This window comes from Leeia aquatica (genome assembly GCF_012641365.1).
Lineage (GTDB): Bacteria > Pseudomonadota > Gammaproteobacteria > Burkholderiales > Leeiaceae > Leeia > Leeia aquatica.
Genome location: NZ_JABAIM010000003.1, coordinates 89,938 through 114,992, shown reverse-complemented (window position 1 = coordinate 114,992; position 25,055 = coordinate 89,938). Strand labels below are relative to the sequence as shown.

General features: G+C 60.9%; 25 protein-coding genes. 22 read left to right on the top strand and 3 right to left on the bottom strand.

The annotated features are described in order from the left end of the window. Positions 1-6 precede the first annotated feature (6 nt). On the bottom strand, positions 7-1,155 hold the full coding sequence (locus HF682_RS13200; protein WP_205882084.1) for a 2-methylaconitate cis-trans isomerase PrpF family protein: 1,149 nt from the start codon (positions 1,153-1,155) through the stop codon (positions 7-9). A 224-nt stretch (positions 1,156-1,379) separates the two neighbouring features. Here HF682_RS13200 and HF682_RS13195 point away from each other — a divergent pair, with 224 nt between their 5' ends. From HF682_RS13195 to cysG, 4 genes are all read left to right on the top strand, one after another. Next, a complete protein-coding gene (locus HF682_RS13195; RefSeq protein ID WP_168877789.1) occupies positions 1,380-2,378 on the top strand; it encodes a porin in 999 nt (332 codons plus the stop codon). Positions 2,379-2,609: 231 nt separating this feature from the next. Next, a complete protein-coding gene (locus tag HF682_RS13190; RefSeq protein ID WP_168877788.1) occupies positions 2,610-3,398 on the top strand; it encodes a tetratricopeptide repeat protein in 789 nt (262 codons plus the stop codon). A gap of 137 nt (positions 3,399-3,535) precedes the next feature. Next, positions 3,536-4,579: an NADP(H)-dependent aldo-keto reductase gene (locus HF682_RS13185; RefSeq protein ID WP_168877787.1), complete on the top strand. Its 1,044-nt coding sequence runs from the start codon at positions 3,536-3,538 to the stop codon at positions 4,577-4,579. 20 nt (positions 4,580-4,599) lie between these two features. Beyond that, positions 4,600-6,000, top strand: a complete 1,401-nt coding sequence (gene cysG, locus HF682_RS13180) for a siroheme synthase CysG (protein WP_168877786.1) — start codon at positions 4,600-4,602, stop codon at positions 5,998-6,000. Here cysG and HF682_RS13175 read toward each other — a convergent pair. Together HF682_RS13175 and HF682_RS13170 are read right to left on the bottom strand one after the other, a co-directional pair. After that, the gene (locus HF682_RS13175; RefSeq protein ID WP_168877785.1) at positions 5,997-8,201 is read right to left on the bottom strand and encodes a hypothetical protein; all 2,205 of its coding nucleotides are present in this window, start codon (positions 8,199-8,201) and stop codon (positions 5,997-5,999) included. The two genes, cysG and HF682_RS13175, sit on opposite strands and share 4 nt — an antisense overlap. Positions 8,202-8,209: 8 nt before the next feature. Beyond that, on the bottom strand, positions 8,210-9,412 hold the full coding sequence (locus HF682_RS13170) for a DUF3142 domain-containing protein (RefSeq protein ID WP_168877784.1): 1,203 nt from the start codon (positions 9,410-9,412) through the stop codon (positions 8,210-8,212). Between the two features lie 244 nt (positions 9,413-9,656). Between HF682_RS13170 and HF682_RS13165 the strand changes: the two genes are divergently transcribed. From HF682_RS13165 to HF682_RS13080, 18 genes are all read left to right on the top strand, one after another. Further along, a complete protein-coding gene (locus HF682_RS13165; protein WP_168877783.1) occupies positions 9,657-10,115 on the top strand; it encodes a hypothetical protein in 459 nt (152 codons plus the stop codon). Between the two features lie 67 nt (positions 10,116-10,182). After that, positions 10,183-10,806: a beta-ketoacyl synthase chain length factor gene (locus HF682_RS13160; RefSeq protein ID WP_168877782.1), complete on the top strand. Its 624-nt coding sequence runs from the start codon at positions 10,183-10,185 to the stop codon at positions 10,804-10,806. Then, complete coding sequence (locus tag HF682_RS13155) at positions 10,761-11,582, top strand: lysophospholipid acyltransferase family protein (protein ID WP_168877781.1); 822 nt, start codon at positions 10,761-10,763, stop codon at positions 11,580-11,582. Before HF682_RS13160 ends, HF682_RS13155 begins: the two co-directional genes overlap by 46 nt. Then, positions 11,569-11,829 (top strand): phosphopantetheine-binding protein, encoded by a 261-nt coding sequence (locus HF682_RS13150; protein ID WP_168877780.1) that lies wholly within the window; start codon positions 11,569-11,571, stop codon positions 11,827-11,829. Before HF682_RS13155 ends, HF682_RS13150 begins: the two co-directional genes overlap by 14 nt. A 26-nt stretch (positions 11,830-11,855) precedes the next feature. Then, positions 11,856-12,107: an acyl carrier protein gene (locus tag HF682_RS13145; RefSeq protein ID WP_240947274.1), complete on the top strand. Its 252-nt coding sequence runs from the start codon at positions 11,856-11,858 to the stop codon at positions 12,105-12,107. Further along, the gene (locus HF682_RS13140; RefSeq protein WP_168877779.1) at positions 12,104-12,682 is read left to right on the top strand and encodes a COG4648 family protein; all 579 of its coding nucleotides are present in this window, start codon (positions 12,104-12,106) and stop codon (positions 12,680-12,682) included. Before HF682_RS13145 ends, HF682_RS13140 begins: the two co-directional genes overlap by 4 nt. Continuing rightward, positions 12,679-13,938 carry an AMP-binding protein gene (locus HF682_RS13135; RefSeq protein ID WP_168877778.1) on the top strand — a complete coding sequence of 420 codons (1,260 nt, stop codon included), beginning with the start codon at positions 12,679-12,681 and terminating at the stop codon, positions 13,936-13,938. The genes HF682_RS13140 and HF682_RS13135 overlap by 4 nt, the downstream gene beginning before the upstream one ends. Next, positions 13,935-14,300, top strand: a complete 366-nt coding sequence (locus tag HF682_RS13130) for an ApeI family dehydratase (protein WP_168877777.1) — start codon at positions 13,935-13,937, stop codon at positions 14,298-14,300. Before HF682_RS13135 ends, HF682_RS13130 begins: the two co-directional genes overlap by 4 nt. Further along, the gene (locus HF682_RS13125) at positions 14,297-15,976 is read left to right on the top strand and encodes a glycosyltransferase family 2 protein (RefSeq protein ID WP_205882083.1); all 1,680 of its coding nucleotides are present in this window, start codon (positions 14,297-14,299) and stop codon (positions 15,974-15,976) included. The genes HF682_RS13130 and HF682_RS13125 overlap by 4 nt, the downstream gene beginning before the upstream one ends. A 96-nt stretch (positions 15,977-16,072) precedes the next feature. After that, on the top strand, positions 16,073-17,575 hold the full coding sequence (locus tag HF682_RS13120; RefSeq protein WP_205882082.1) for an HAL/PAL/TAL family ammonia-lyase: 1,503 nt from the start codon (positions 16,073-16,075) through the stop codon (positions 17,573-17,575). Then, positions 17,559-17,975: an acyl-CoA thioesterase gene (locus HF682_RS13115; RefSeq protein WP_168877775.1), complete on the top strand. Its 417-nt coding sequence runs from the start codon at positions 17,559-17,561 to the stop codon at positions 17,973-17,975. The genes HF682_RS13120 and HF682_RS13115 overlap by 17 nt, the downstream gene beginning before the upstream one ends. After that, positions 17,963-18,580, top strand: a complete 618-nt coding sequence (locus tag HF682_RS13110) for a LolA family protein (protein ID WP_168877774.1) — start codon at positions 17,963-17,965, stop codon at positions 18,578-18,580. The genes HF682_RS13115 and HF682_RS13110 overlap by 13 nt, the downstream gene beginning before the upstream one ends. Beyond that, positions 18,580-20,913 carry an MMPL family transporter gene (locus tag HF682_RS13105; protein WP_168877773.1) on the top strand — a complete coding sequence of 778 codons (2,334 nt, stop codon included), beginning with the start codon at positions 18,580-18,582 and terminating at the stop codon, positions 20,911-20,913. The genes HF682_RS13110 and HF682_RS13105 overlap by 1 nt, the downstream gene beginning before the upstream one ends. Then, positions 20,898-21,458: a DUF3261 domain-containing protein gene (locus tag HF682_RS13100; protein ID WP_168877772.1), complete on the top strand. Its 561-nt coding sequence runs from the start codon at positions 20,898-20,900 to the stop codon at positions 21,456-21,458. The genes HF682_RS13105 and HF682_RS13100 overlap by 16 nt, the downstream gene beginning before the upstream one ends. Continuing rightward, positions 21,455-22,645: a beta-ketoacyl-[acyl-carrier-protein] synthase family protein gene (locus HF682_RS13095; protein WP_168877771.1), complete on the top strand. Its 1,191-nt coding sequence runs from the start codon at positions 21,455-21,457 to the stop codon at positions 22,643-22,645. The genes HF682_RS13100 and HF682_RS13095 overlap by 4 nt, the downstream gene beginning before the upstream one ends. Further along, on the top strand, positions 22,642-23,109 hold the full coding sequence (locus HF682_RS13090; RefSeq protein WP_168877770.1) for an ApeP family dehydratase: 468 nt from the start codon (positions 22,642-22,644) through the stop codon (positions 23,107-23,109). Before HF682_RS13095 ends, HF682_RS13090 begins: the two co-directional genes overlap by 4 nt. After that, positions 23,106-23,837, top strand: a complete 732-nt coding sequence (locus HF682_RS13085; protein WP_168877769.1) for a 3-ketoacyl-ACP reductase FabG2 — start codon at positions 23,106-23,108, stop codon at positions 23,835-23,837. Before HF682_RS13090 ends, HF682_RS13085 begins: the two co-directional genes overlap by 4 nt. Next, positions 23,834-25,054, top strand: a complete 1,221-nt coding sequence (locus HF682_RS13080; protein ID WP_168877768.1) for a beta-ketoacyl-ACP synthase — start codon at positions 23,834-23,836, stop codon at positions 25,052-25,054. Before HF682_RS13085 ends, HF682_RS13080 begins: the two co-directional genes overlap by 4 nt. Position 25,055: the final 1 nt, after the last annotated feature.

Below are 25,055 nucleotides of genomic sequence, written 5' to 3'. Positions count from 1 at the left end.
TGCTGTTTAATGCTCCTCCAGCGGTACCCACACCACACCCTGCATCAGGCAGCGTGCCGTGCGTGTCATGTTCACCTGCCGCACCTGCCATTGGCCTGCCACCGACTCCACCGTCGCATCCACCTCGTTATAGCCCGATGGATGACCGAAGCGCACCAGACCGCCGTCAACCGGGCGGCTCAGGGCATGGGCCAGGGTGCCGGGGATCAAGGTGGCTACCGCCAGCGCCAGGCTGCCGGTACCGGTAAAGGCATGGTGCAGCTTGCCCATCGACAGGATGCGGGCCGTGAGATGCTGCTCCTCGTGCTGGACAGGTTCGCCCGTGGTGCTGGCATAATCCTGTGCGGTACTCAGTAGCGCCAGCTTGGGGGTGGCAGGCCGTAGTTGACTGGCTTCAGCCACGGTCCGGGCCAGACCCATGGCAACGGCACCGCTGGCGCGAATCGTCTCCAGTCGGGCCAACAAGCCCGCATCCGCGTTGATTTCTACCGGTAACTCGGTTCCGTTCAGGCCCAGGTCCACTGCGCGCACCAGAATCAACGGGTTGCTGCAATCCAGCAAGGTGGCTTCCAGGGTATTGCCATCGGGTAAATGCAGGATGTCTAGCGGCTGCCCCGTCGGGAACAGCCCGGCGGACTGCCCTGCCGGGTCCAGATAAGCCAGCTGGATGGCCGCCCCGGGAAAAGCCAGGCCATCCAGCTTGAAATCGCCCTCGCAGGCGGGCCAGCCCTGCTGCAGCGGGACGGTGGCGATAATGCGCTGGCCCAAGTTCTGCTGCCAGATACGGATGTCTATTTGCTCGCCTTGCGCGGGCAGCAGCCCCATCAGCAAGGCCGCCGGGCCTACCGCAGCACTCAGGTTGCCACAATTGCCGGATTCATCCAGCGTGCCGCGCTGAATATCGACATGACCAAACCAGTAGTCTACATCGCAATCCGGCTGGGTACTGCGCCGCAGGATGACCACCTTGCTGGTACTGGAAATGCCGGTACCCATGCCATCCATCTGTGCGCCGTAAGGGTCCGGGCTGCCCACCGCCCGGATCAGAAGGGCGTGGCGCAAAGCCGGGTCGTCAGGCAGATCGGCCTCATTGAAGAACAGCCCCTTGCTGGTGCCACCTCGCATATAGAGCGCGGGTAGTCGGTATAGGGTCATGATGACTCCTGCACATGATCATGAGGGCAATTATGCAACAAGCCTCGGCTGGATCGCGCGTTTCATGCAACGGTAACCCGCATGTAGGAATGGACCGGTATAACGGAGGCCGATGACGCAAGCGTCGTTGCGCCGCAGCAGAGAATGGGATGCGCCTGCTCTGCGGTGTGCTCCGGTACGTAGCCGGGGCACACCAAATTAAATCAATACTCAAGGGAATGATCATGCAAAAGAAACTGACGGTGGCCCTGATGGCTGCCATGCTGGCCCCGGCTGCCTTTGCCGACAGCGGTAATGTCACCATCTCTGGTTATGTACGTGCCGGTGTACAGTGGCGGAATTCGGCGGCTTCGATTGGCGGCGATGCATCCGAGGCCAGCGTGGATGGTCGTGGTGAAATGGCCTTTGCGGGTACCGAAGACTTGGGCAACGGCCTTTCTGCGGTCTGGATCGTGCGCCAGCGTTTTGGTCTGGATGGTAGCGGCTTCGACGAAAACGGTAAAACGCGTGATGGTACCTTCGGCAACGACCGTGCTTATGTGGGTCTGAAGGGCAGTTTTGGCCAGATTGTAGTGGGTCGTGGCTACGACAACTTTGGCGATGGAAAACACGATCAGTTTGTGGTGATGGGTGCAGGTGGCACCGTGGGTAACACCATTGCTTCAACCGGCAAAACCACGGGCTCTGGTGTGTTCGGCCGCCCAGGTAGCACCACGAACATGGTGCGCTATAACACACCGAACATGAGCGGCTTTACCGGTTCGCTGCAATGGTCCACTGATGAAAACAAGACGACCACCGCAAAGGCTAGCACTTATACCAGTCTGCGTTTGGATTACGATGCTGCCGATTGGGATATCGGCGGTGGCTTTGAACGCAAAGCCACCAGCACTGGCAATACCAGTACTTACAACCTGACTGGCGGTGCCAAGTTTGGCGATTTCAGCGCCTACGCTGAATATCAGCGTAAAAAGGAACCAGGCAACAAGACCACCAAGGCCTTCGGTGTGTACGCCTACTACACCATCGGCAAGGTGGATCTGGGCGCCTTTATCGCTCGTGAGAAGTACAGCTTCAACAGCGACCGTCGTAACATCCTGTCGCTGCGTGCTGCGTACAACCTGAGCAAGCGTACCTCGGCATACATCGAAACCATGCGTGACAAGGTTTCCAACAAAGACAGCCGTAACCGCTTCATGGTCGGCATGCGTCACGCATTCTGATCGTTTTAGCTCGGTCTCCTATGGTCACTGCAGCCCGTGGCTGCAGTCTTGAAACCTCCCTTCGGGGAGGTTTTTTTATGCGAAGGCAAAAGGTAAATCCGACCTTTCGTCGGCTGCCGCAGGCACAGGTTCAAAATGACTGACCGTTGATCGGCCAGTCATGGTTTCCTCCTCGGGGACGGGACTAGGATAAAAACCGGAAGACCGGTTCGCCACGAAAGGAGGTGAGCTGTGAAACCCTCTCGGTTGATCCTGTATATCACTTTGCTGCTCCCCTTGCCCGTTGCTGCCAGTCTGAGCATGGCGCCACCGCCGGATCCTGCAGCCCAGTCCGTGGAGTTTGTGTCGAGTACCCTGGCGTTGCCACCGGATGTGCTGCGTCGGGTGAGCATGGCGGCAGAGCAGGGCGATGCAGAAGCGGAATATGCCATGGGGCGCTTGCATGAGCAGGGCTATGGTCTGCCGCTCGATCAGCAACTGGCGAGGCAGTGGTTTCTGCGTGCGGCCGATCATGGCAGTGCGGATGCCCAGTTCAGCCTCGCGATGATGATGCTCAATGGGGTGGGCGGCGGCAAGGACGAGGCCGCAGCGCTGCATCGCTATCAGCAAGCCGCCCAGCAGGGCATGCCTGCCGCGTGGTACAACATGGGCGTGATGCTGGAAAATGGGGTGGCCGGGCCACGTGATGTGCCTGCAGCGATGCAGGCCTACCAGAAAGCTGCGGTACTGGGTTTGCCACAGGCGCAGTATAACCTGGCACAGCTGCTGGACAGTGGTGAAGAGGTGCAACGAGACGCAGGGGCGGCCTTCAACTGGTACCGGCTGGCCGCGGAGTCCGGCCTGCCTGCCGCCCAGAATAATCTGGCGACCTTCTATCTGGCGGGCGATGGGGTGGAGCGTGATCTGGTGGCTGCCCTGTACTGGTTCTATCAGGCTGCGCGGCAGAATTACCCTTTGGCCCGCGATAACCTGCAACGGCTGTGCGAGCATGGCTTGCAGCCCGCTTGTTCGCTGTATTGATGCCAGCGCTTTAGTAGAGAGGCTGAGCCCGGGTTGCGCCGGATCAAGCCTGTTGCGTCTGCTTGCCCGGGCGGGTGTGGATACCGTTACAATGAAGGTGTGGGGTGTTGTACCCTGCGCCTTTTGCCGGAGTCCACATGCTGTATCACACACTGGGCGACAGCCCGCTCAAGGTTTCTGCAATCTGTCTGGGCAGCATGACCTGGGGCGAGCAGAACCATGAAGCCGATGCCCATGCACAATTGTCGATGGCGGCGGAGCACGGCATCAATTTCATTGATACCGCCGAGATGTACCCGGTACCGGCGCGTGCCGAGACTGCTGGTCGAACCGAGCAGTATTTGGGCAGCTGGTTGGTACAGCAGGCGCGGGACCGGTTCATCATCGCCACCAAGGCGGCAGGCCCCACCCGGGGTATGGACTGGTTACGCCCGCATGAGACCATCCAGTACACCCGGCAGCAATTGCAGCAAGCCGTCGACAATAGCCTGCGCCGCCTGCAAACCGACTACATCGACCTCTACCAGCTGCATTGGCCCGCGCGCTATGTGCCGATGTTTGGCGGCACCCGTTATCAAGCACAAAGTGACCCGGCGGATACGCCCTCGGTGCATGCCCAGCTGGAAGCCCTTTCCGCGCTGGTGGCGAGTGGCAAGGTGCGCTACATCGGGGTGTCCAACGAAACCGCGTGGGGGGTGATGCAATTCGTGCGGCTAGCCGAGCAATACGATTTGCCCCGCATTGTCTCCATTCAGAATGCCTACAGCCTGGTCAACCGCAGCTTTGAGTCGGCACTGGCCGAAGTGGCGGACCGTGAGCGTGTACCGCTGCTGGCCTACAGCCCGCTCGCCTTTGGCGCACTCAGCGGCAAATATCTGGACGATCCGGCTGCAAGCGGGCGTTTGTCGGCCTTCCCGGCCTTTGGGGGGCGCTATCGCAAACCTCAGGCACAGCAAGCGATTGCCCGCTATGTGGCCTTGGCCCGTGAGCGGGGGCTGGACCCCGCGCAAATGGCACTGGCCTTTGTCCGCCAGCAACCCTTCGTCGCCAGCACCATCATTGGCGTGACCACCTGCCCGCAACTGCAGTCGGCGCTGGATAGCCAGCAGCTGACGCTGGATGCCGAGCTGCTCGCTGCCATCGACATGATTCAACAGGATTCCCCCAATCCAGCCCCCTGAAGGGCTGCTCAGGACTCAATATGGACTATTTCCCGGTTTTCTTTCAGCTGCGCGATCTGCCTGTGCTGGTGGTGGGCGGTGGCGAGGTGGCAGCGCGCAAGGCACGCTTGCTGCAGGATGCACATGCGAAGGTGGAGATTGTTGCGCCAGAGTTGTGCGACGCGCTGAGAGCCGAAGTCGCGGCAGGGCGCATGCGCCATCAGCCGGCCTGTTTCCTGCCGGAGCACCTGCAGGAAGTGCGGCTGGTGATTGCAGCAACCAATGACCCAGCGGTGAACCGAGCGGTATTCGAGGCGGCTGAAGCACAACGTATCCCGGTCAATGTGGTGGACCAACCCGAGCTGTGCCGTTTCATCATGCCCGCCATTGTCGATCGCTCCCCGCTGGTGATTGCCGTCTCGACTTCAGGTGGGGTGCCGGTGCTGGCGCGTCATCTGCGAACCCGGCTGGAAGGGCTGATCCCCCACGGCTATGGCGAGCTGGCCAAGCTGGCGGGCTCCTTCCGCAGCCAGGCCAAACAGAAACTGCCGGACCCGGCCAGCCGTCGCCTGTTTTGGGAGGACGTGCTGGAAGGCACGGTGGCCGAGCAGGTGTTCGCCGGTCAACTGGAGGCGGCCCGTGAGACGCTGACACGGCAACTGGAGGCGGCGGATGCCGCCCAGCTGCAGCAGGGCTGTGTCTATCTGGTGGGCGGGGGGCCCGGCAATCCGGATCTGCTGACCTTCCGCGCCTTGCGCCTGATGCAACTGGCGGATGTGGTGCTGTACGACAATCTGGTGGCCCCGGCTATTCTCGAGCTGGTGCGCCGCGATGCGGACCGGGTGTACGTCGGCAAGCGCAGCAACAACCACGCGCTGCCGCAACAGGACATCAATCTGCTGATGGTGGAGCTGGCGCAGCAAGGCAAGAAGGTGCTGCGCCTGAAGGGCGGCGACCCCTTCATCTTTGGCCGAGGCGGCGAAGAGATCGAAACCCTGGCCGAGCATGGCATCCCGTTTGAAGTGGTGCCAGGCATCACCTCGGCTGCCGGGGCCTCCTGTTATGCCGGTATCCCGCTGACACACCGCGACTACGCACAAGCCTGTACCTTTGTCACCGGTCATCGCCGCGAGGGAGAAACCCGGCTGGACTGGGCGCGGCTAAGCCACCCCAGCGAAACGGTAGTGGTCTATATGGGCGTGGCACAGGCGCCGGACATCTGCCGTCAGTTGATCGAGCATGGCCGCTTGCCGGAAACACCGGTCGCCGTGGTTGAGCAGGCCACCACCCGGCAGCAGCGGGTACGCACCGGCACCTTGGCGGACCTGCCCAGCTTGATCGAGACGCACGGCATTCGCTCGCCGGCGCTGATCATCATTGGTGACGTGGTGCGGCTGCACGACAAGCTGCGCTGGCACGACGACCGCGCCGATCCGCTCTAACCCGGGCGACGCTTGCGCCAGCGTTGCCACAAGCCGGGGCCAGTGAGCAGCATCAGCAGCAGGCCCAGCCCGACCAGTGACACCCGGTTCTGTGCTGCCCACTGTCCGGCAGATTGCAGGTATTCGGTGCGTGCGGCCTGTGCGGCCGCGTCAAAGTCCGGCTCAGGGCAGTGGGTACCAAAGCGGATGTTCTCGCTGTCCAGCAGCATGCCCCCCTTGCCATCGAGCAAGGCGCCGTGCTGGAGATAGCGCAAATAGTAGGTACGGGATTGATCCGGATCGCTTCGTTGCACCCATGCTCCGGCCTTGCACAGCAGGGTGGCGTAGGCTTGTGTGTGAGAAGGGACGGCATCTGCCGCCTGCTCGGCCAGCCGGGCGGCTGTATGGCGATAGTGGAAACGCAGCTCCGGTGGCGCGCTCTCACGCCAGTTGGCGCGTCGTTCGCTATGTCCTACAAAGGCATCATTCGCCTCCAGCGGTACTTCGGGACCCTCGTACTGGCCGCCATTGGAGAAGTAATCTGGCGCCATTTCATAGCCCATCATCTCCATGCCGTGGTCACGCGCCAGCCGAGCCGCCCGGTATAGCGCTTCGGCGCGCCCGGCGCGGGTCCAGGCGCTACGACTGTCTGCCAGTGCTGACGCATAGGCGTCGACATGCTCCCTGACCTGCGGGTCCGCAAACCAGGCATTGTCCGCCGCGTGGAAGTAGGGCAGGGCCTCGGTGTAACGGCCATGCCGCACCAGCCGGCGTGCCAGCAAGTCCCGCAGCTGGGCGGCGGGCTGGGTGGCTGGCCAGCGCATGGCCGGGTTGTACTCGGGCTGCTTCTGGCCATCCACCATGCGGTACGCGGGTGAGGGTGGTTGCGGCACCTTGCGGTCCACAAACGCTTTCAGCTCCTCCACCGTCAAGACCCGCTCGGCCAGATACGCCGCATCCATCCAGTGCTGGTCGGCTTGCTGGTAGAGCAGCTGGAAGGCTTTAAGCGTTTCATCCCGCGAGAGGTGCAGCAGCGCGGCCTCGCCTTGCAGTTGCAGGCGGGTGCGGTCACTGTCGGCAGAGGTGAGCAGACGCAAGGCAGCTGCATAGTGTTGGGCTGCACGGCGCTGATTGCTTTCACGCAGGGCCAGCTTGGCCAGCACCCAGTGGTTCCACGCGCCTTTGCCACGTTCCGCCCAGGTTTGGGCCAGGGCATAGTCTCCCCCGCCGTAGGCGGCTGCGGCCAGACGGCCCGATTCGGGAAAGTCTGCCAGCCCGGCAGACTGGACTAGCAGGGTGAGCTGACGCAGTGGGGAGTCCTGGGTCCGCAAGTCGCTCAGATCGGGCTTATCGCCAAAGGTGGTTTCCCACTGCAGCCGGTTGCCGGCATGATCCAGCACATAGGCGGCCAGCAGACGTTGAACCAGTGGATTGTGCAGGATGAGGCGGGTGTCTTGCGGTTGTTGCAGCAGGGTGCGGGCCAATTGCTTGAGGGAGCTGCGCCCGCTGGCATCCCCATAGCTGGCCTGGGTGGCATACAGGGTGAGGGCGGCTTCCAGCTTGCCCTGGTCCAGCAGCAGGCGTGCCTCTTCACCATAGCTGGCCACCGCCAGAAACAGCGGGTCCGGCCAGCCTTGGGCGGCACGTTCCCGGCTGCGCGCAAATGCCGCGTGCGCCTGGGGGGCATCTCCATTCAGGCTGTAGAGTTTGCCCAGCATATAGTTCGCCCAGACGCCGCGACTGCGCTGTTCTGCCTCAGGTAACTGCGAGATGGCAGTAAAGCGCTGGAGAGCGGTATCAAAGCCATGTTCGCGATAGTCGACGGCGGCCGCGGTGTAGAGCCGTATGGCTTCCGGCAGGCCTTGACCCAGTGCGTAGGCGCGCTCACCGTTGCGCTCGGCGCGCATGGCTTGTACCTGTTTGAACTGACTGGCGCTCAAGGTTTGCTTGTCGATGGATTCCCGATCCGGCAAGGGAGGCAGATCATACAACCCTTGCTCCCACTCTTTTTCCAGATCACGCCCTACGGGTAATTTCAACGCGGGCTTGGGCACCAGCCGCTGCGCATCGTGGCGAAAACCGCTGCTCGGGGGGGCTTGCAGGGTGAAACGCCGGTCGCTCAGCAGCAGGTTGAATTCCGGACCGCAGGCATAGACCACCAGTCCAAGCAGGACGGAGCTGGCCAGCAACAGGCGTGGGGACAGCGGGAGACGAAGGCGCATGGGTGGGCTCAGTCGTGAATGATGAGGGAGGAAGGTGGGGCGCTGCAGCGTAACCAGCCAATATTGAGCCGCTGGCTGGGGCGTAACAGACCGGCTTGCTGACGTTGCAACAGCAGGCCGTTGACACCCTCTTGCGCGCGGTAGGGGCCGATGCCATCACCCGTGCCGCAGGTGGAGGGGGCTTCCAGCATGGCAGGCAGGGGCGCATCCACATTGCCATCGTTGATTAAAGTCAGGTCGTGCAGTCCCGCGCTGTCACGGGCCGTCAGCCCGACCCGTATCCGGGGCAGCAAAGGCTGGTTGTGGATCACCGCTTGCAGGGTAGCCAGCTGCCAGGCACGCTGGTCCTCGCGCGTGGGCAGGCGAAACCAGACGAAGCCGCTCAGGCCTTTGGGCGGGTCCTGTCGCAAGCGCTGCAGCAAGGCGGCAACCTGGGCGGGCGGTACAATCAGCTCCTGGCGTTGTGCGCCGGTCACGCCGGTGCGGGCTTCACTCTCAATACCGACCAGATTGCCCCAGTCATCAAAACTGACCATCGAGCCATAACTGGGCAAGGCAACCCGAAACGGTTGATCTGTCGAGCGGGACAGGCGGCGAATCCAGTCTTCGGCCTGTTGCGAGTGAAACAAGCCCTTGCGCGGGTTTTGCACGGCATGCACCTGCAGTACGCGCTGATCACTGGCCGCGATGATGTGGCCCAGCTGCGGGCTATCCAGCCAAGCAGGCAGCATGGTGATCGACAGCGGTAACTTGCCTTTGAGCTGTTGCCGCAGGGTCTGCAGAAAGTGGGCATAGCCGGGCAGGCTGTTCTCACCACAGTCATGGTCGATTTCCAGCCCGGCCAGCGGAATACCCAGACTTTGCCACTGCGCCAGGGTGTCCATGATGGTGCGCAGGGTGTCCGCCGCATTGTATTGGCCGAGCGCCCCGTTCATCCGCACTACCAGCCACACCGGGTGCGCCGAGTGTTGCAAGGCGGCAGCCTCCACCTTGACCCGGTACCAGCTGCCGGACCGTGCGTCGCCCTCCAAACCTAGCACCCGCCACTGCTGGAACAACGCCCCGCCCTCTTGCACCGACTGCAGCAGTGCCGGACGCCAGGCACGCTGCCAGATATAAGCATCATGCCCCCACTGCGGAGCGGCCTGCTCCGGCTGGCACGCCAGCAACAGGCAGCACGACAAACCGCACAACAAACGATAAAACCACATGAGGCCAACCCGGAGCAGACGCAGTGAACCAGAATGCGCTGAGTATAAGGGCTGCCACCGTGACACGGTGTGAAGGTTTACGCCGGGGGCGTGAGAGGGGCTTAACAGTCTACGGTCATGGCTGGCATGACATGCGTTAGAAAAAAAATTGCTTGTCATGAACGAGTTGGAAAAGAGTCATAAATCCATGTTATAGTTGTGGGTTTATATATTTCTTTGGCTTAACTTCAGGAGTGTGTACGACATGAAAGCAATTTTTGCCGGTTTACTGTTGACCTTGGGCGTGATGTCTGCCGCGCAGGCTCGCCAATCGGCCCCGGTGATTGACTGGATTGACATCCCTGTGGCGACCGCGTCCGGCAAGCCGGTCAAGGCTGAGCAAGTGCGTGAGGCGATCATCGCAGCAGGAAACGGGCTGACTTGGGAAGTGCATTCCAACCCGAACGGCAAAGGGCTGGTGGCAACTGTGCTGGTGCGTAACAAGCACACAGCTGTCGTGAATATCCCCTACGATGCAACCAAATACTCCATCCTGTACAGCAGCAGCATTAACTTGAACTATGAGGTGTCCAATCTGGATGTTTATCGGCAGATGGCTCCGAACGACAAGTCTCCCGACGGTATTCGCGTGATTCATCCGAACTACAACAGCTGGGTCAATAACCTGCGCATGGCTATTCAGCGGGAACTGAACAAGCTGTAAGCGGGGCTGCACGGTGTTGAGATGGCAAGCACCCCTGCTGGGCTGGGCAAGTTGGCCAGATCCAGCGATGGATGCCAAATTGGCCGGGGCGGAGATAGAGCCCATGTTGCGCCGCAGATTGTCGCCTTTGGCGAGGGGCGCGTCATGGGCCGCCGCTCAGTGCTGGGGGGGCTTGTCGTCTGTTGAATTGGTTTATGCCTCACGTCACGGCGAACTCAAACGGACGGTAGAGGTGGTGCAGGGATTGCTGAAAGGCGAGGCGGCATCGCCTACGCAGTTCAGTTTGTCAGTGCTCAATGCGCTGCCAGGCATCCTGTCGATTTCCCGACAGGATACTTCGGCCATCACTGCGGTATCGGCCGGTGCGGAAACCTTGGGCTGGGGGTTGCTGGAGGCTTGCATTCGCAATGAGCGCAGCCCGTCCAGGCCGATATTGTTTCTGTTTGCGGAAGAGCCCGCACCTCAGCCGTTTGCTGCGCAAAAGGCAGATCCTGCCACGCCTTGCGGGCTGGCTGTGCTGCTGGGCGGGGGAGATGGGGCTCGGTTGCAGCTGACCTTTGATGCCAGTGTTTGCGAGGATAGTCCGCTGCCCGCTGCTCAAGTTGACGCGTGCCTCACGGCGCTGCAGGGTAAAGGGGCCGCCACGTGGACCGGCCAGCGTGGCTCATGGACTTGGACCTTGCTTCCATGAGGACTTTGAGCCGTATGTGGCGCACCGGTATTCAAATCGCGTGCTTCAGCTTTTTTGCCATAGGTGGCATTGGCGTGTCCACCTTGTGCGTGTTGTATCGACTGTTATGGCCGGGCTCGGTGCAGAAGAAGCAGCGGCATGCCCGCAAGATGGTTAACTTCTTCTTCCGGGGTTTACTCGGCACATTGCGGGTTACCGGCTGTATGCAGTTGGTGGTGCACGATGTGGCGCAGCTGGCAACGCTGCGGCAGAGTCTGGTGCTGGCCAATCATCCCAGCTACCTGGATGTGGTCGTATTGCTGGCGTTGATGCCGGAGGCCAATTGTCTGGTAAAAGGGGCGTTGTGGAAAAACCCCTTCTTCTGGGGGATCGTGCGGGCGACAGGGTATGTGCAGAACACATCGCCGGAGCAGGCGCTGGATGCGTGTGCCGAGGCCATTAGCGCAGGTGATGCGCTGATCCTGTTTCCGGAAGGGACGAGAACGGTGCCTGGTGAGTCCATGAAGTTCCAGCGTGGCGCGGCGCATGTGGCCTTGCGGGCTACGGCCAGGGTTGTGCCGGTGTTGCTGCACTGTACGCCACCGACGCTGACCAAGGGCGCATCCTGGTGGCTTGCGCCGACGCAACCTTTTGTATTTACGGTTCGTGTCCTGGCACAGACCGATGTATCGCAACTGATCGGTGAGGTTGCCAATCCCTCCATCGGCGCACGCAAGCTTTCCGAAGCATTGCATGCCCTTTTCCAATCGAGACTGACTGAGTATGGATACGCTTGAACACGAGATCAAACAACTGCTGATTGATGCCCTCAGCCTGGAGGACATGACCCCGGAGGACATCGTGACGGACGCCCCGCTGTTTGGCGAGGGTTTGGGGCTGGACTCGATTGATGCGCTGGAACTGGGTATTGCCCTCAAGAAGAAGTACCAGATTGAGCTGGAAGCCGGAGATAGCAGTACCCGGGAACACTTTCGCAGTATTGCAGCGCTGGCGGCCTTGGTACGCCAGCAAGCACACCAATAAAAACAAACGTATTGGAAGTACCTACCATGAGCATGACAGATCAAACCATTCTCGATCATATCAAGCAGATACTGAGTGAGAACTTCGAAATTGAACCAGAGCGGGTGCACGCTGGCGCCAATTTGTTTACAGAATTTGATCTGGACAGCATTGATGCTGTCGAGTTGGCCATCGGCTTGCAGAAGTTGACGGGTCGCCGCATTCAACCGCAAGACTTCAAGGAAGTCCGCACGGTTGGCGATGTGATTGCTGCGGTTCAGCAACTGCTGGCTGCATGACCTTGCGCGGGCATCGTCTGCTCAGTGGTCTGCTGGTACTGCTGAGTCTGGCTTACCCGTTTGCAGTGTACTATGGCCTGCAAACCATACAGCCGCGCTGGCTGGGCCTCATGCTGCTGACCCTGCTGGTGTTGCGCTATGGGCTGATGGGGTTGCGCTTCGTCATGGACATGGCGTGGGTGGAGTGGTTGGGCGTCATGCTGCTGGCCAGCCTTGCCACAGCCATTTCACTCAGCAACCGGGCTGAACTTCTGCTGTATTACCCGATTGCCGTCAGCAGCATCATGTTGATGCTGTTTGCCCGTACGCTCTGGGCCCCTCCCAGCATGATCGAGCGTTTTGCCCGCTTGCGTGAGCCTGCATTGCCCCCTGCTGCCGTGCATTACACCCGGCAGGTGACCAAGGTATGGTGTGGTTTTTTTCTGCTCAATGCCTTGGTGGCGCTGGCCACCACACTGCATTCACGGCAGGCCTGGCTGGTGTATAACGGCTTGGTCTCGTATGCGCTGATGGGGGTATTGTTTCTGGGCGAAATGCTGGTGCGCAAACGTGTCAAAGCAGGGGCTGCGGCATGACGCTCCCCTTGTTGGCACGCTTGGCGCCTGGCCTGCTTCCCGACAGCGTGGTGGCCTGTGCCGGCTCGCAGCGCATTACCGCATCGGTGTTGCATGAGGCCGCCCGCCAATCTGTGCGGGGTGATGGCCGACCGCGGCGCCGCCTGCTCACGGCTGCTGAGCCGTTGGCGTTTTTGTCCGCGTTGATCGCGGCATTGGCGGATGGCGATATTGCTGTCATTCCGCCCAATTTTCAGCCAGCGACCCTGGCTGCCTTGCAGACGCTGCCGGAGCCCACCCCGGCAGATGTACATCAGATCGAGTTATACACATCCGGAAGCAGTGGCGAACCCAAGTGCGTGCCAAAGCAGCTGGATCAGCTGCTGCGTGAGTGTGATGTGCTGGAACAATGCTGGGGTTCACAGCTGGGGCGAGCACCTGTACTGAGCACGGTGCCGGTACACCATGTTTATGGCTTGCTCTTCCGTTTGCTGTGGCCATTACGTGCCGGTCGAGTGTGGGACAACGACGTCGTCAGCGAGCCAGCCGGATTGATGGAGCGGCTGGAAGCCTTGCCTGGCGCCATACTGGTTTCTTCCCCTTCGCAGTTATCCCGCCTGCCGGAGCTCCTCCGGCCCGAGCAGGTGGCAGGGCGACTCAAGGCGGTTTTTTCCTCCGGTGGCTTACTGTCGAGCATGGATGCGTGTCGGCTGCAGCAAGCCTGGCAACTTCCGGTACTGGAGGTATTGGGCAGCACGGAAACCGGAGGCATGGCCTGGCGTGACCAGCAGCAAGATGCGCGCTGGCAGGCGTTGCCCACGGTGTTTCTGGATGCCAATGCGCAAGGCGCACTGCGGGTACAGTCCCCATTTTTACCGCCGCCGGGTGTCTGGCAAACCGAGGATGCGGTACGTTTTGCCCGTGATGGCCGGTTTGAGCTGATGGGGCGGCTGGATCGTATCGTCAAGATAGCCGAAAAGCGGGTCTCGCTGGATGCGATGGAAACCCTGCTGCGGCAACATGATTGGGTTCAGGAGGCTGCCTTGGCGCCAGTTACCCTGGGCGGGCGAGCCGTTCTGGGGGGCGTGCTGGTACCCTCGCAGCTGGCGCCGCTGGTGCGCACAGAGCTGCTGTCTGCCCTGAAAACCCACCTGTTGCAACATTATGACCCGGTATTGCTGCCGCGCCGTTGGCGACTGTGCAAACAATTGCCGTATAACGAACGCGGCAAGCTGGTTCAGGCTGATCTGGTGCGCTTGTTGCAGGAGCCACAATGAGTGCATGGATGCCTGATGTGACGGTCATGACGGCGACGGCGGAGCATGTGGCGTTGCAGTTCCAGGTCAGCCCGACCCTTCGCTATTTCGAAGGTCACTTTCCCGGCATGCCCATCTTGCCGGGGGTGGTGCAGCTTGATTGGGCCGTCCGGTTGGCACGGCGGCATTTGGGGCTGCCACTGATCGCCATGTCTGGCATGAAAGCCCTCAAGTTCACTGCCCCTGTGCTGCCGGGCGACGAACTGCGCTTGCTGCTGTCCTGGCAGGCAACGCAGGCCCGGCTCGACTTTAAATACCTGGCGCTGGACAGCGACAAGATTTTTTCCATGGGGCAACTGCAGTTCGCTCCGGCTGAGGCATGATGCGTTTCAACCCCTGTATCATCATCCCGATCTATAACCACAAGGACACCATCGCGGCTGTGGTAGACCGGCTGTCCGTGTACGGCTATCCGGTGTTGATTGTCGATGATGGTTCGGACCAGGCAACCCGGCATACCCTGGTCCAGCTTGCCGAACAGCAGCCCACCGTCACGCTGTTTCATCTGCCGCAGAATGCGGGCAAGGGTGCTGCCGTCCTGCATGGCATGCGTCAGGCGCACCGGCTGGGCTTTAGTCACGCCTTGCAGGTGGATGCGGATGGCCAGCATGATCTCGATGATGTGCCGGCCTTCATGTCCGTGGGCGAAAGCAACCCCTGGGCGGTGATCTCGGGCAAGCCGATCTACGATGCTTCGGCCCCGGCGGGGCGTCGCTATGGCCGATTGGTCACCCATTTCTGGGTGTGGGTAGAAACCCTGTCATTCAGCATCGGGGATTCCATGTGCGGCTTCCGGCTATACCCGGTCGCGCCCACCGTTCAGTTGATTGACCGGGTCCGCATCCCCTCCCGCATGGCGTTTGATATCGAGATCATCGTCCGACTATTCTGGGCGGGCTTACCTGTCATCAACCAGCCGACCCGGGTGATTTACCCGGAAGGTGGCCTCTCTCACTTTGACATGCTGCGGGACAATGTCCGGATTTCAGCCATGCATACCCGGCTGTTCTTTGGCATGCTTTGGCGCAGCCCCCTGCTGCTGTGGCGCAAATGCTTCCCTCGCCGTTTTGAAGAGCAACATTGGTCGCGTCAGGACGAGCGTGGAACCTCGCTGGGGCTGCGCCTTGTCATGCTGACGTACCGGCTGCTGGGGGATGCCGGTGCGCGGGCCTTGTTGCGACTGATCGTCCTCTGGTTTGCTTTGACCAGTGGACGTGCTCGGCGCGCTTCATATGAATACCTGTCACGCTTGCATCAAGTCAGCGGTGGCGTGACCCCCGCGCCCGGCTGGCGCAATGCCTACCGGCACATCCTCAGCTTTGCCGAGTCGGGGCTGGACAAACTGGCGGCCTGGACCGGGCGGGTGGCACACCGCGCCATCCGTTTTCCGCAGCAGCCCGCGTTTGAAACCTTGCTGGCCAGTGGCAAGGGTGCGGTCTTGCTGGGTGCGCACCTGGGTAATTTGGAAATGTTGCGTGCCTTGGCCAATCTGAATGGCATTGCGCGTGTCAATGCGGTGGTGTACACCGAGCATGCCCAGCGCTTCAATGGTGCCTTGTCCAGTGTGAACCCGCAATTTCAGGTCAACTTGCTGCAGATTAGCGATATGGGGCCGGATACCGCCATTCGTCTGCGCGACAAAGTAGACCAGGGTGAACTGCTGGTGATCGTGGGGGATCGTACTCCACCGGCGGACAATGGCCGAGTGGTGCCCGCCCAGTTCCTCGGGCACGAGGCATTGTTTCCGCAGGGACCTTTTATCCTGGGCGCACTGCTGGAGTGTCCGGTCTACCTGTTCTTCTGCCTGAAAACCGACACCGGTTATCAGGTCGAGTTCGAGGCATTTGCTGAGCAACTGGTGTTGCCGCGTGGCGAGCGACAGCAAGCCATTTCCCGGTACGTACAGCAATACGCTGACCGTCTGGCCTGGTATTGCCAGCAAGCACCATTACAATGGTTCAATTTTTTCGACTTCTGGGCACGGAACCGGAAGCAATAAAGACAAAGTGGCTGAGTCAAACCGATGAAAACTGAACACTTCACAACGCTACCCGGCGGTACTCAAGCGAGCCCGGTGACGGTAGGCGGACAACGTATGACCATTGCTGAAGTGGCGGCTGTGGCGCGTGGGGCACGTGGGCTTTGCCTGTCTGACGATGCTGAATTTCAGCGGCAGATCCGGGCGGGGGCCGCGTATCTGGAAGCCCTGCTGGCGGATGGTGGCACAGTGTATGGTGTGACGACGGGTTACGGCGACTCCTGCACTGTGACTGTACCGCCTGAGCTGGTGGCTGAGCTGCCCTTGCATCTGACCCGTTACCACGGTTGTGGTTTGGGGGAGTACTTGTCTCCGGAGTGGACGCGCGCGGTGCTGGTGGCTCGGCTGGTGTCTTTGGCGCAAGGCTACTCCGGCGTGCGCTGGGCGTTACTGGAGCGGTTACAGCAATTGCTGGCTGAGGATGTGTTGCCTTTGATTCCGGCGGAAGGCTCGGTGGGGGCCAGTGGCGACCTGACGCCCTTGTCTTACGTGGCGGCGACGCTGGTAGGGGAGCGACAGGTTCGGTTCCGGGGTGAGATCTGTGATGCGTTGCCGGTCTTGCAGTCGCTGAACTGGGCACCGCTCAAGCTGGCACCGAAGGAAGGGCTGGCCATCATGAACGGTACTGCTGTGATGACCGGTCTGGCGTGTCTGGCCGTGGAGCGTGCAGAGTATCTGACACGGCTGTGCAGCCGTATCACGGCGCTGGCTTCCATCGCCATGCAAGGCAACCCGGGTCACTTCGATCCACGACTGTTTGCGGTCAAACCGCACCGGGGGCAGATCGAATGTGCCCAATGGATCTGGGAGGATCTGGCATCCCAGTCTCAGGCGGAGCAAGTCCGGTTGCAAGACCGTTACTCCATCCGTTGCGCCCCGCATGTCATCGGCGTCGCCCGTGACGCGCTGGGCTGGATCCGTCGCGATGTCGAGAATGAGCTGAACAGTGCCAATGACAACCCCATCATCAATGGTGATGAAGAATGGGTGTTGCATGGCGGGCACTTCTACGGCGGCCATATCGCCTTTGCCATGGATGGCCTGAAAACGGCGGTGGCCAACCTTGCGGACTTGATGGACCGGCAACTGGCGCTGTTGGTGGATAGCCGTTATAACCATGGCTTGCCGCAGAATCTGTCTGGCGCCAGCGGCCCAAGTGCTGCGATCAATCATGGTTTCAAGGCCATCCAGATCGGCGCCTCTGCCTGGACCGCGGAAGCCTTGAAGCTCACCATGCCAGCCTCGGTGTTTTCTCGTTCGACCGAATGCCATAACCAGGACAAGGTCAGCATGGGAACCATCGCGGCACGGGATTGCCTGCGGGTGCTGGAGCTGACCGAGCAGGTGGCTGCTGCGCTGGTGCTGGCTGTGACGCAGGGTATCCAGTTGCGCTTTGCCGAGAGCGAACCGATGTTGACGGCAGCTTGTGCTGCGTTCTGTCAGGAAATCCGGCAGCATGTGGCCTTCCTGGATGAGGACCGCCCGATGGAGCATGACCTGCGTCGCATGGTGGCCTGGATTCAGTCTCGTACATGGGCATTGTATGACGCCGCTGCATGAAACCATCTGGGTCGACGTCCCTTTCCATGATATTGATACCATGGATGTGGTCTGGCACGGGCACTACATCAAGTATCTGGAGATCGCCCGCTGTGCCTTGCTGCGCAAGCTGGATTACGACTACCCGCAGATGAAGGCTTCAGGCTTTGCATGGCCCGTGGTCGAATGCAATCTGAAGTATGTGCGACCTGCACGCTATGGGCAGCGCCTGGCGGTGACGGCGACACTGCTGGAGTACGAAAACCGGCTCAAACTGTCCTATGAAATTCATGACGAACAGGGTGCGCGCCTGACCAAAGCGGTCACCACCCAGGTGGCCGTCTGTCTGAAAACAGGGGAAATGCAGTTCGTTTCTCCCGCCTGTTTGCTGGAGCGAGGCAAAGCCTTATGCGATTCCTGATCGTCACCCTGCTGCTGATAAGCCAGCCGCTGTACGCCGCTTTGCCGCTTGCTGACGAATTGGCGAGCCGCTTCAGCCAGCGCTTGGACAAGAAACCGGTGTTACGGGCTACCTTTGTGCAAGAGAAGCAGATGGCTGCATTCAAAAAGCCGCTGATCAGCAAGGGGCGCTTTGTGTTTGTGGCGGGCAAGGGCGCACTGTGGAGCCTGGAGTCACCCATCAAGGTCAGCTACATCATGCAGGATGACCGGGTGATTGAAATTGATGAGCAAGGCAAGCGGCTGGTCCGGACCAGCAAAGAGGTGCCTGCAATCGCCCAGGTCAGCAAGGTGTTCCGGAGCCTGTTGGGTGCACAGACGCAATCCTTGCAAGACCTGTTCATGGTGCAGGCCAATGGTCAGATAGACGCTTGGCAGATGCAATTGCAACCCAAGCCGGGGCCTGTAGCCCAATTCATGAAGCAGGTGCACATGACGGGGGGGCGTAATGTTGAGCGCATCCGCATTGAGGAAACCAGCGGTGATGCAACCGTGATTACATTTCAGGGTGTTACCGAGGCGGAGCAGCTGACTGGCGATGAACGTGCGCTGCTGGGACAGCCTTGATGCGGCGGTGGTTACCGTGGTGGTGGCTGGCGTTGGCGGGCTTGTGTGGCGCCTGGGTGTTGAGTGCCTTCCTGCGTGGCGGTGTGCTGGAAACCGATTTGCTGCGCCTGCTGCCTGCGACCGAGCAGAACAGCCACGCTGAGCAAGCGGTCAATGCCCTCTACGGGCAGTTGGGCAACCGCATCCTGCTGCTGGCAGGGGCGAAGGATGCGGCGCAAGCACATGCCGCCGCGCACCAGCTGGCGAGCGTGCTGCGCCACAGCCCGGCGTTTCGTCGAGTGGTGCTGGAGGTCCCGACCTTCAATGCCCAACAACTGCTGGATACCTATCTGCCGTATGCACCGGGTCTGCTGACGGCGATTGATCGGCAACAACTACAACAGGCCACACCGGACGTACAACACCAGTTGCTGCGTCGATTGGGGGCACCTTTTCAGGATGGGATTCCGACCCCCCCTTCACTTGACCCCTTCGGCTACTTGCAGCGCTGGCTGGGGCAGTTGCCACTGGCGCAAACCCGCCTGCAGCAAGAGCAAGGGGTGCTGGTCGCACGGCAGTCAGGTCAGACTTACGTGCTGCTGGTGCTGGAGCCACAAGGGGCGGCGTTTGATGCGGCGACGCAACGGGCCGTCATCACGGGTTTGCAGCAGGCTGAACGAGAGGTCAAGGCTCAGCACCCCGGGGTGCAACTGTTACGCACCGGCGCCCTGTTTTATGCCAGCAGTGCTCGGGAGCAGGCCAGTCATGAGGTGGACCTGATCGGAGGTGGTTCACTGCTTGGGGTTCTGCTGTTGCTGTGGTTGCTGTTCCGCTCGATCAAGCCTTTGCTGCTGGGCATGCTGACGGTTGGGATTGGCATGGTATTCAGCTGTGCGGCCGTCTTGCTGGTTTACGGCAAAATTCACCTCATCACCCTGGTGTTTGGTGTCAGCCTGATTGGCGAGGCCATTGATTACGCCATTCAGTATTTTGCTGCGCATCTGGAGGCCGGATCACGCTGGGAGGCACGCCAAGGCATGCGCCGCGTGTTACCTGGATTATTGGTCGCCCTGTGTACCAGCCTGCTGGGGTATGGGGCGCTCACCTTGACGCCATTCCCGGCCATCAGCCAGATTGCCCTGTTTGCGTTTGCCGGCTTGGTTGCCGCCTGGTTATCGGTCGCACTGCTGTTGCCACGATGGGTGCAAAAGCCTGGTCAGCATGATGGATTGCGGCGGGTGCGCTGGCCTGCGGCCGTGTTGCATTGGTGGCTGGCCAGGATGACGCTGGGGCGAGGCGTCCTGTTGGTAGGCGCTTTGCTGCTGGCCTGTCTGCCGGGCTGGCTTCGCTTGCAAGGCAATGATGATATCCACCTGCTGGTATCCCATCCTGCGCAGCTGGTTGCGGAGGAGCGGCAGGTTCGACAGCTGGTAGGCATCAGTGAAGCCAGTCGTTTCTTTTTGACCGAAGGTGCGGATGCCGAGCAGGCCTTGCAGCGTGAAGCCGTGTTGGTCAGCCGCCTGCGCGAGCACCTTGGGCAGGGGGTGTCCGGGTTCACCGCCGTATCGGACCTCGTGCCGCCGGTGGCACAGCAGCGTGGAGACCAGGCCTTGTTACGCCAGCGCTTACCGGCATCAGCAGTGCTGCCCGTCATGCAGGCACTAGGTTTTCCAGACGAGGCCATGAACCGCTGGCAGTCCCGCAGTACATGGCCGGTACTGACGCTGGATCACTGGATGCAGCAGCCACTTGCCGGGGTATACCGCCACCAGGTGATGCCTTTGCCGGGAGGGCAAAAGGGCTTGATCCTGATCCTGCAAGGTGACGATGGACGACTGGACCTGGATGCCGTGGCACGCGGCCTGCCCGGAGTGACGGTGGTCAACAAGGCCAGAAGTGTATCCCGCATGTTTCAGCAGTATCGACAATTAGGCTATTACTGGCTGCCAGGTGCCATGGGCATGGTGTTGCTGGTCTTGCTGGTACGCTATCGGCTGCGAAATGCCTGTGCCATCATGCTGCCCAATCTGGTGGCCCTGGCGGTCTCCTTGTCAGCGTATGGTTTGACCGGGCAGCCGTTTACCCTGTTCAGTCTGATGGGCTTGATGCTGGTGCTGGGCGTCGGGGTGAATTACGCGATTTTCTTGCTGGAGGCCGGGGTTCGTAATCCGGTGCCCTTCGCCGGGGTCTTGCTGTCGGCCGCGACGACTGTGTTGTCATTTGGCTTGCTCAGTCTGTCGAGCATGCCTGCCTTGAACCAGTTCGGCACCGTACTGCTGTTTGGCATTATCTGTTCGGTTCTGCTGGCTCCGCTGTCGCTGACATTTGGGAGGGCACGATGCGCTGGTGCATGATGATGATGCTGACGGCCCTGTTACCCGCATGCATGAGCCTGCCGGAGCACTGCAGTCGGCTGTCGATTTCAGCACACTATTGCCTGAGTACCCAAGCAGGCCCTGCGATGGATGCGGATGGTCTGACTCAAGTGGCGCACGGTGATGACCGTTTCCAGTTGCTCAGTCGTTTGCAAGTCAGCGGGCCGCGGATGCAGCTGGCCGGGGTGAGCCCCTTGGGCCAGACCCTGCTGAAAGTCGATTGGGACAACGGGCAATTGAGCGTATGGCAGCTTGACGCGCTGAAAGGCAAATTGCCACCCGCCCTTTTGCCTGCGCTCATGCAGCTGGCGTTCTGGCCGGTAGAGCAGGTACGGCGGGGCTTGTCTGACGGTGTACAACTGGTCGAAGACGCGGGTGGAAGACGACTGATGCAAGATGGGCAGGATGTGCTGCGCATTCAGTGGCAAGGATCACACCCGCCTTATTCGCGCTTGCGTTTTGAGTTGCCTGCTGCAGGCGTGATCGTGGATACCCGGCAACTGGAGGAGGGGAACGGCCCATGAAATCTTGCTATCTGACGCGCCCCGGTCTGCTGTGTGCGCTGGGTGCGGATACGGATACCGTTGCTGAAGCGCTGTTTGCGGGTCAGCAGCAGGGGCTGGTGCTGGAGCAGGGCTGGCTGGCTCATGATCACAATGCCGCTGTACGGGTCGGGCGTGTGGCGGCAACGTTGCCGATACTACCGCCAGCCTGGCAGGCCCGGGCCAGCCGGAACAACCGCCTGCTGCTGGCTGCGGTACAGCAGATCATGCAAGAAGTTGAGCGCTGCAAGCAACGCTACCCGGCACACCGCATCGGTGTGGTGCTGGGAACCAGCACCTCGGGGGTAGACCACGCTGAATGGGCGCTGGAAGCACATGCGGCACAGGGTCAGTTGCCCGAAGGGTTCCAGTTTGAACAGATCGACCTAGGTGATCCGGCACGGTTCCTGGCGGACTGGCTCGAGCTGACCGGCCCGGCGTACTGTATCTCCACCGCTTGTACCTCCGGGAGCAAGGCGCTGGTCAGTGCGCGAAACCTGGTGCAGAGCGGGATGTGTGATGCGGTCATTACTGGCGGCGTGGACACCTTGTGTCGTTTGACGTTGAATGGCTTTACCGCCTTGGAATCCACCACCAGTGAACTGACCAACCCGCTGTCCCTCAACCGGGCAGGGATCAACATCGGCGAAGGGGCGGCGGTGTTCATCCTGTCAGCCGAGCCGGGGGCAGTGCAACTGCTGGGTGCCGGGGAAAGTAGCGATGCCTATCACATCTCTGCACCAGAGCCAGAAGGGCTCGGTGCAAGCGCTGCCATGCAGGCCGCATTGCGCGATGCGGGGCTGGATGAAACGTCCATCGGTTACCTGAACCTGCATGCCACCGCCACGATCAAGAATGATGCCATGGAAAGCAAGGCGGTGGACCGTGTTTTCCCGCATGGGGTGCCGGTGAGTGGCACCAAGGGTATGACGGGCCATGCATTGGGGGCTGCCGGGGCGCTGGAGGCCGCATTTTGCTATCTGAGTCTGACGGATACCCAAGGCCGACTGCCTCCGCACTGCTGGGATGGTGTCGCGGATCCTGCGTTGCCTGCGCTGCCTCTCGTGCAAGTGGGGCAACAATGGCGTCCAGGGCCGCGCTACGCGATGAGCAATTCATTTGCCTTTGGTGGCAACAACCTGAGCCTGATCCTGGGAGGTGGCGCATGACAAGCTATCCAGCGATTGAAACGGTGCTGGGCCACCGAGGCGATATGCTGCTGGTGCATGCTATTGAGCATGTGGATGCCACACAGGCATGCTGCACGGCGAAGACTGATTCAGCCGCATGGTATGCGTCCGAGGCCGGAGACATGCCGGCCTGGATTGGTATTGAGTTGATGGCACAGACGGTGGGGGTGCATGTTGGCATGCTGGCACGAATGCAAGGTCGCCCGCCGCGCCTTGGCGCACTGCTGGGGACACGGAAATATACGGCCATGATGGCATGTTTGCCTGCCGGAAAAGGATTGCGGATTCAGGCGACCCAAGCTTTTCGAGACGACACCGGAGTGGGTGCGTATGACTGCCGCATCGAGCTGGCCGACGGTGGAGAGACGGTGGCGGAAGCGACGCTGACGGTGTTCGAGCCTGACGACTTCCAGGCGTTTTTATACAAGGAGCGTACGCTGTGAGTGTGCGTCGAGTGTTGGTGACGGGTTCCAGCCGGGGTATCGGCAAGGCGGTTGCGCTACAGTTGGCTTCAGCAGGCTTTGCCGTCACCGTGCATTGCCGGCAACAGCGGGATGAGGCAGAGCAGGTCGCCCAGCAGGTGGCTAGCCTGAGTGATCAGTCCGCCCGCGTGCTGCAATTTGATGTGTGTGAGCGGGATACTGTCCGTGCGGTACTGGAGGCGGATATTGAAGCGAACGGGGCATACTGGGGCGTGGTGCTGAATGCCGGCATCAACCGCGATCAGGCCTTCCCGGCATTGACCGCACCAGACTGGGACCAGGTGATTGATACCGGTTTGAACGGGTTTTACAACGTTCTGCATCCGCTGACCATGCCCATGATCCGGTTGCGGCAAGGGGGCCGGGTTGTGACCCTGGCCTCCGTATCCGGCTTGATTGGCAACCGGGGGCAGGTCAACTACAGCGCGGCCAAAGGCGGGCTGATTGCCGCGTCCAAAGCCTTGGCCCTGGAGCTGGCCAGCCGGAAAATCACGGTGAACTGTGTGGCTCCCGGGCTGATTGAAACCGATATGGTGGCGCAACTTCCCACCGAAGACATGATGAAATTGATCCCGATGGGGCGCATGGGCAAGCCTGAGGAGGTGGCAGCGACCGTGGGTTTTCTGTTCTCGGACGGCGCGGCCTATCTGACCCGGCAAGTGATCAGCATCAATGGGGGGCTGGCATGAGGCGCGTGGTGGTAACGGGCATGGGCGGTGTCACTGCCTTGGGCAGTGATTGGGCCAGCGTTGACGCCCGGCTGCGCGAAGGGCGTAATGCGGTACGACGCATGACGGAATGGGCGGATCTGGAGGGCCTGAATACGGTGCTTGGCGCGCCGGTATCGTTTACCGTGCCCCCCCATTACCCACGCAAGCAGATTCGCTCCATGGGGCGTGTGTCTTTGCTGGCCGTACGCGCGACGGAGCTGGCCCTGACCCAGGCGGGTCTGCTGGAAGATGCTGTGCTGAAGCAGGGACGAACCGGGATTGCCTATGGCTCCTCTGCGGGCAGCATGGAGCCGGTACGTGCCTTTGGCGCGATGTTCGACCAGCGCAGCATGATGTCGCTGAATGCCACTTCCTACATCCAGATGATGCCGCACACCACGGCGGTCAATGCGGCCCTGCATTTTGGTCTGACTGGGCGTGTGATTCCGACCTCCAGCGCCTGTACCTCCGGTAGCCAAGCGATTGGCTATGCATTTGAAACCATTCGCATGGGCAAGCAGGACATCATGCTGGCGGGTGGGGCGGAAGAGCTGACAGAGGCCTCCGCCGTGGTGTTTGATCTGCTGTTTGCCACCTCGGTTCGCAATGATGAACCCCACATGACGCCGCGACCCTTTGACCGAAACCGGGATGGACTGGTGACCGGCGAAGGCGCAGCGACCCTGGTGCTGGAAGAGCGGGAGCATGCCTTGGCCCGTGGTGCCACCATCTATGCAGAAGTCATTGGATTTGCCACCAACTCGGATGGTGCCCACATCACCCAGCCGGAGTCGGACACCATGGCAGAGGCCATGCTGATGGCGCTGGATGATGCCGCTCTGCCCGCGTCGGCCATTGATTATGTCAGTGCCCATGGCACGGCAACCACCCGTGGTGATATCGCTGAAAGCCATGCAACCCAGCGCGTACTGGGCGAGCAGGTACCGGTCAGCAGCATGAAGAGCTATCTCGGACATACGCTGGGGGCCTGCGGTGCGATTGAGGCATGGTGGTTGATTGAAATGATGCGGGGCAAAGCCTTTGCGCCCACCCTCAACCTGACGGATCCGGACCCGGCCTGCGCAGCGCTGGATCATATTGTTCAGCAGCATCGCAGTCTGGATACCGAATACACCATGAGCAATAACTTCGCCTTTGGTGGTATCAATACCTCTTTGATTTTTGCCAGGGTATAAG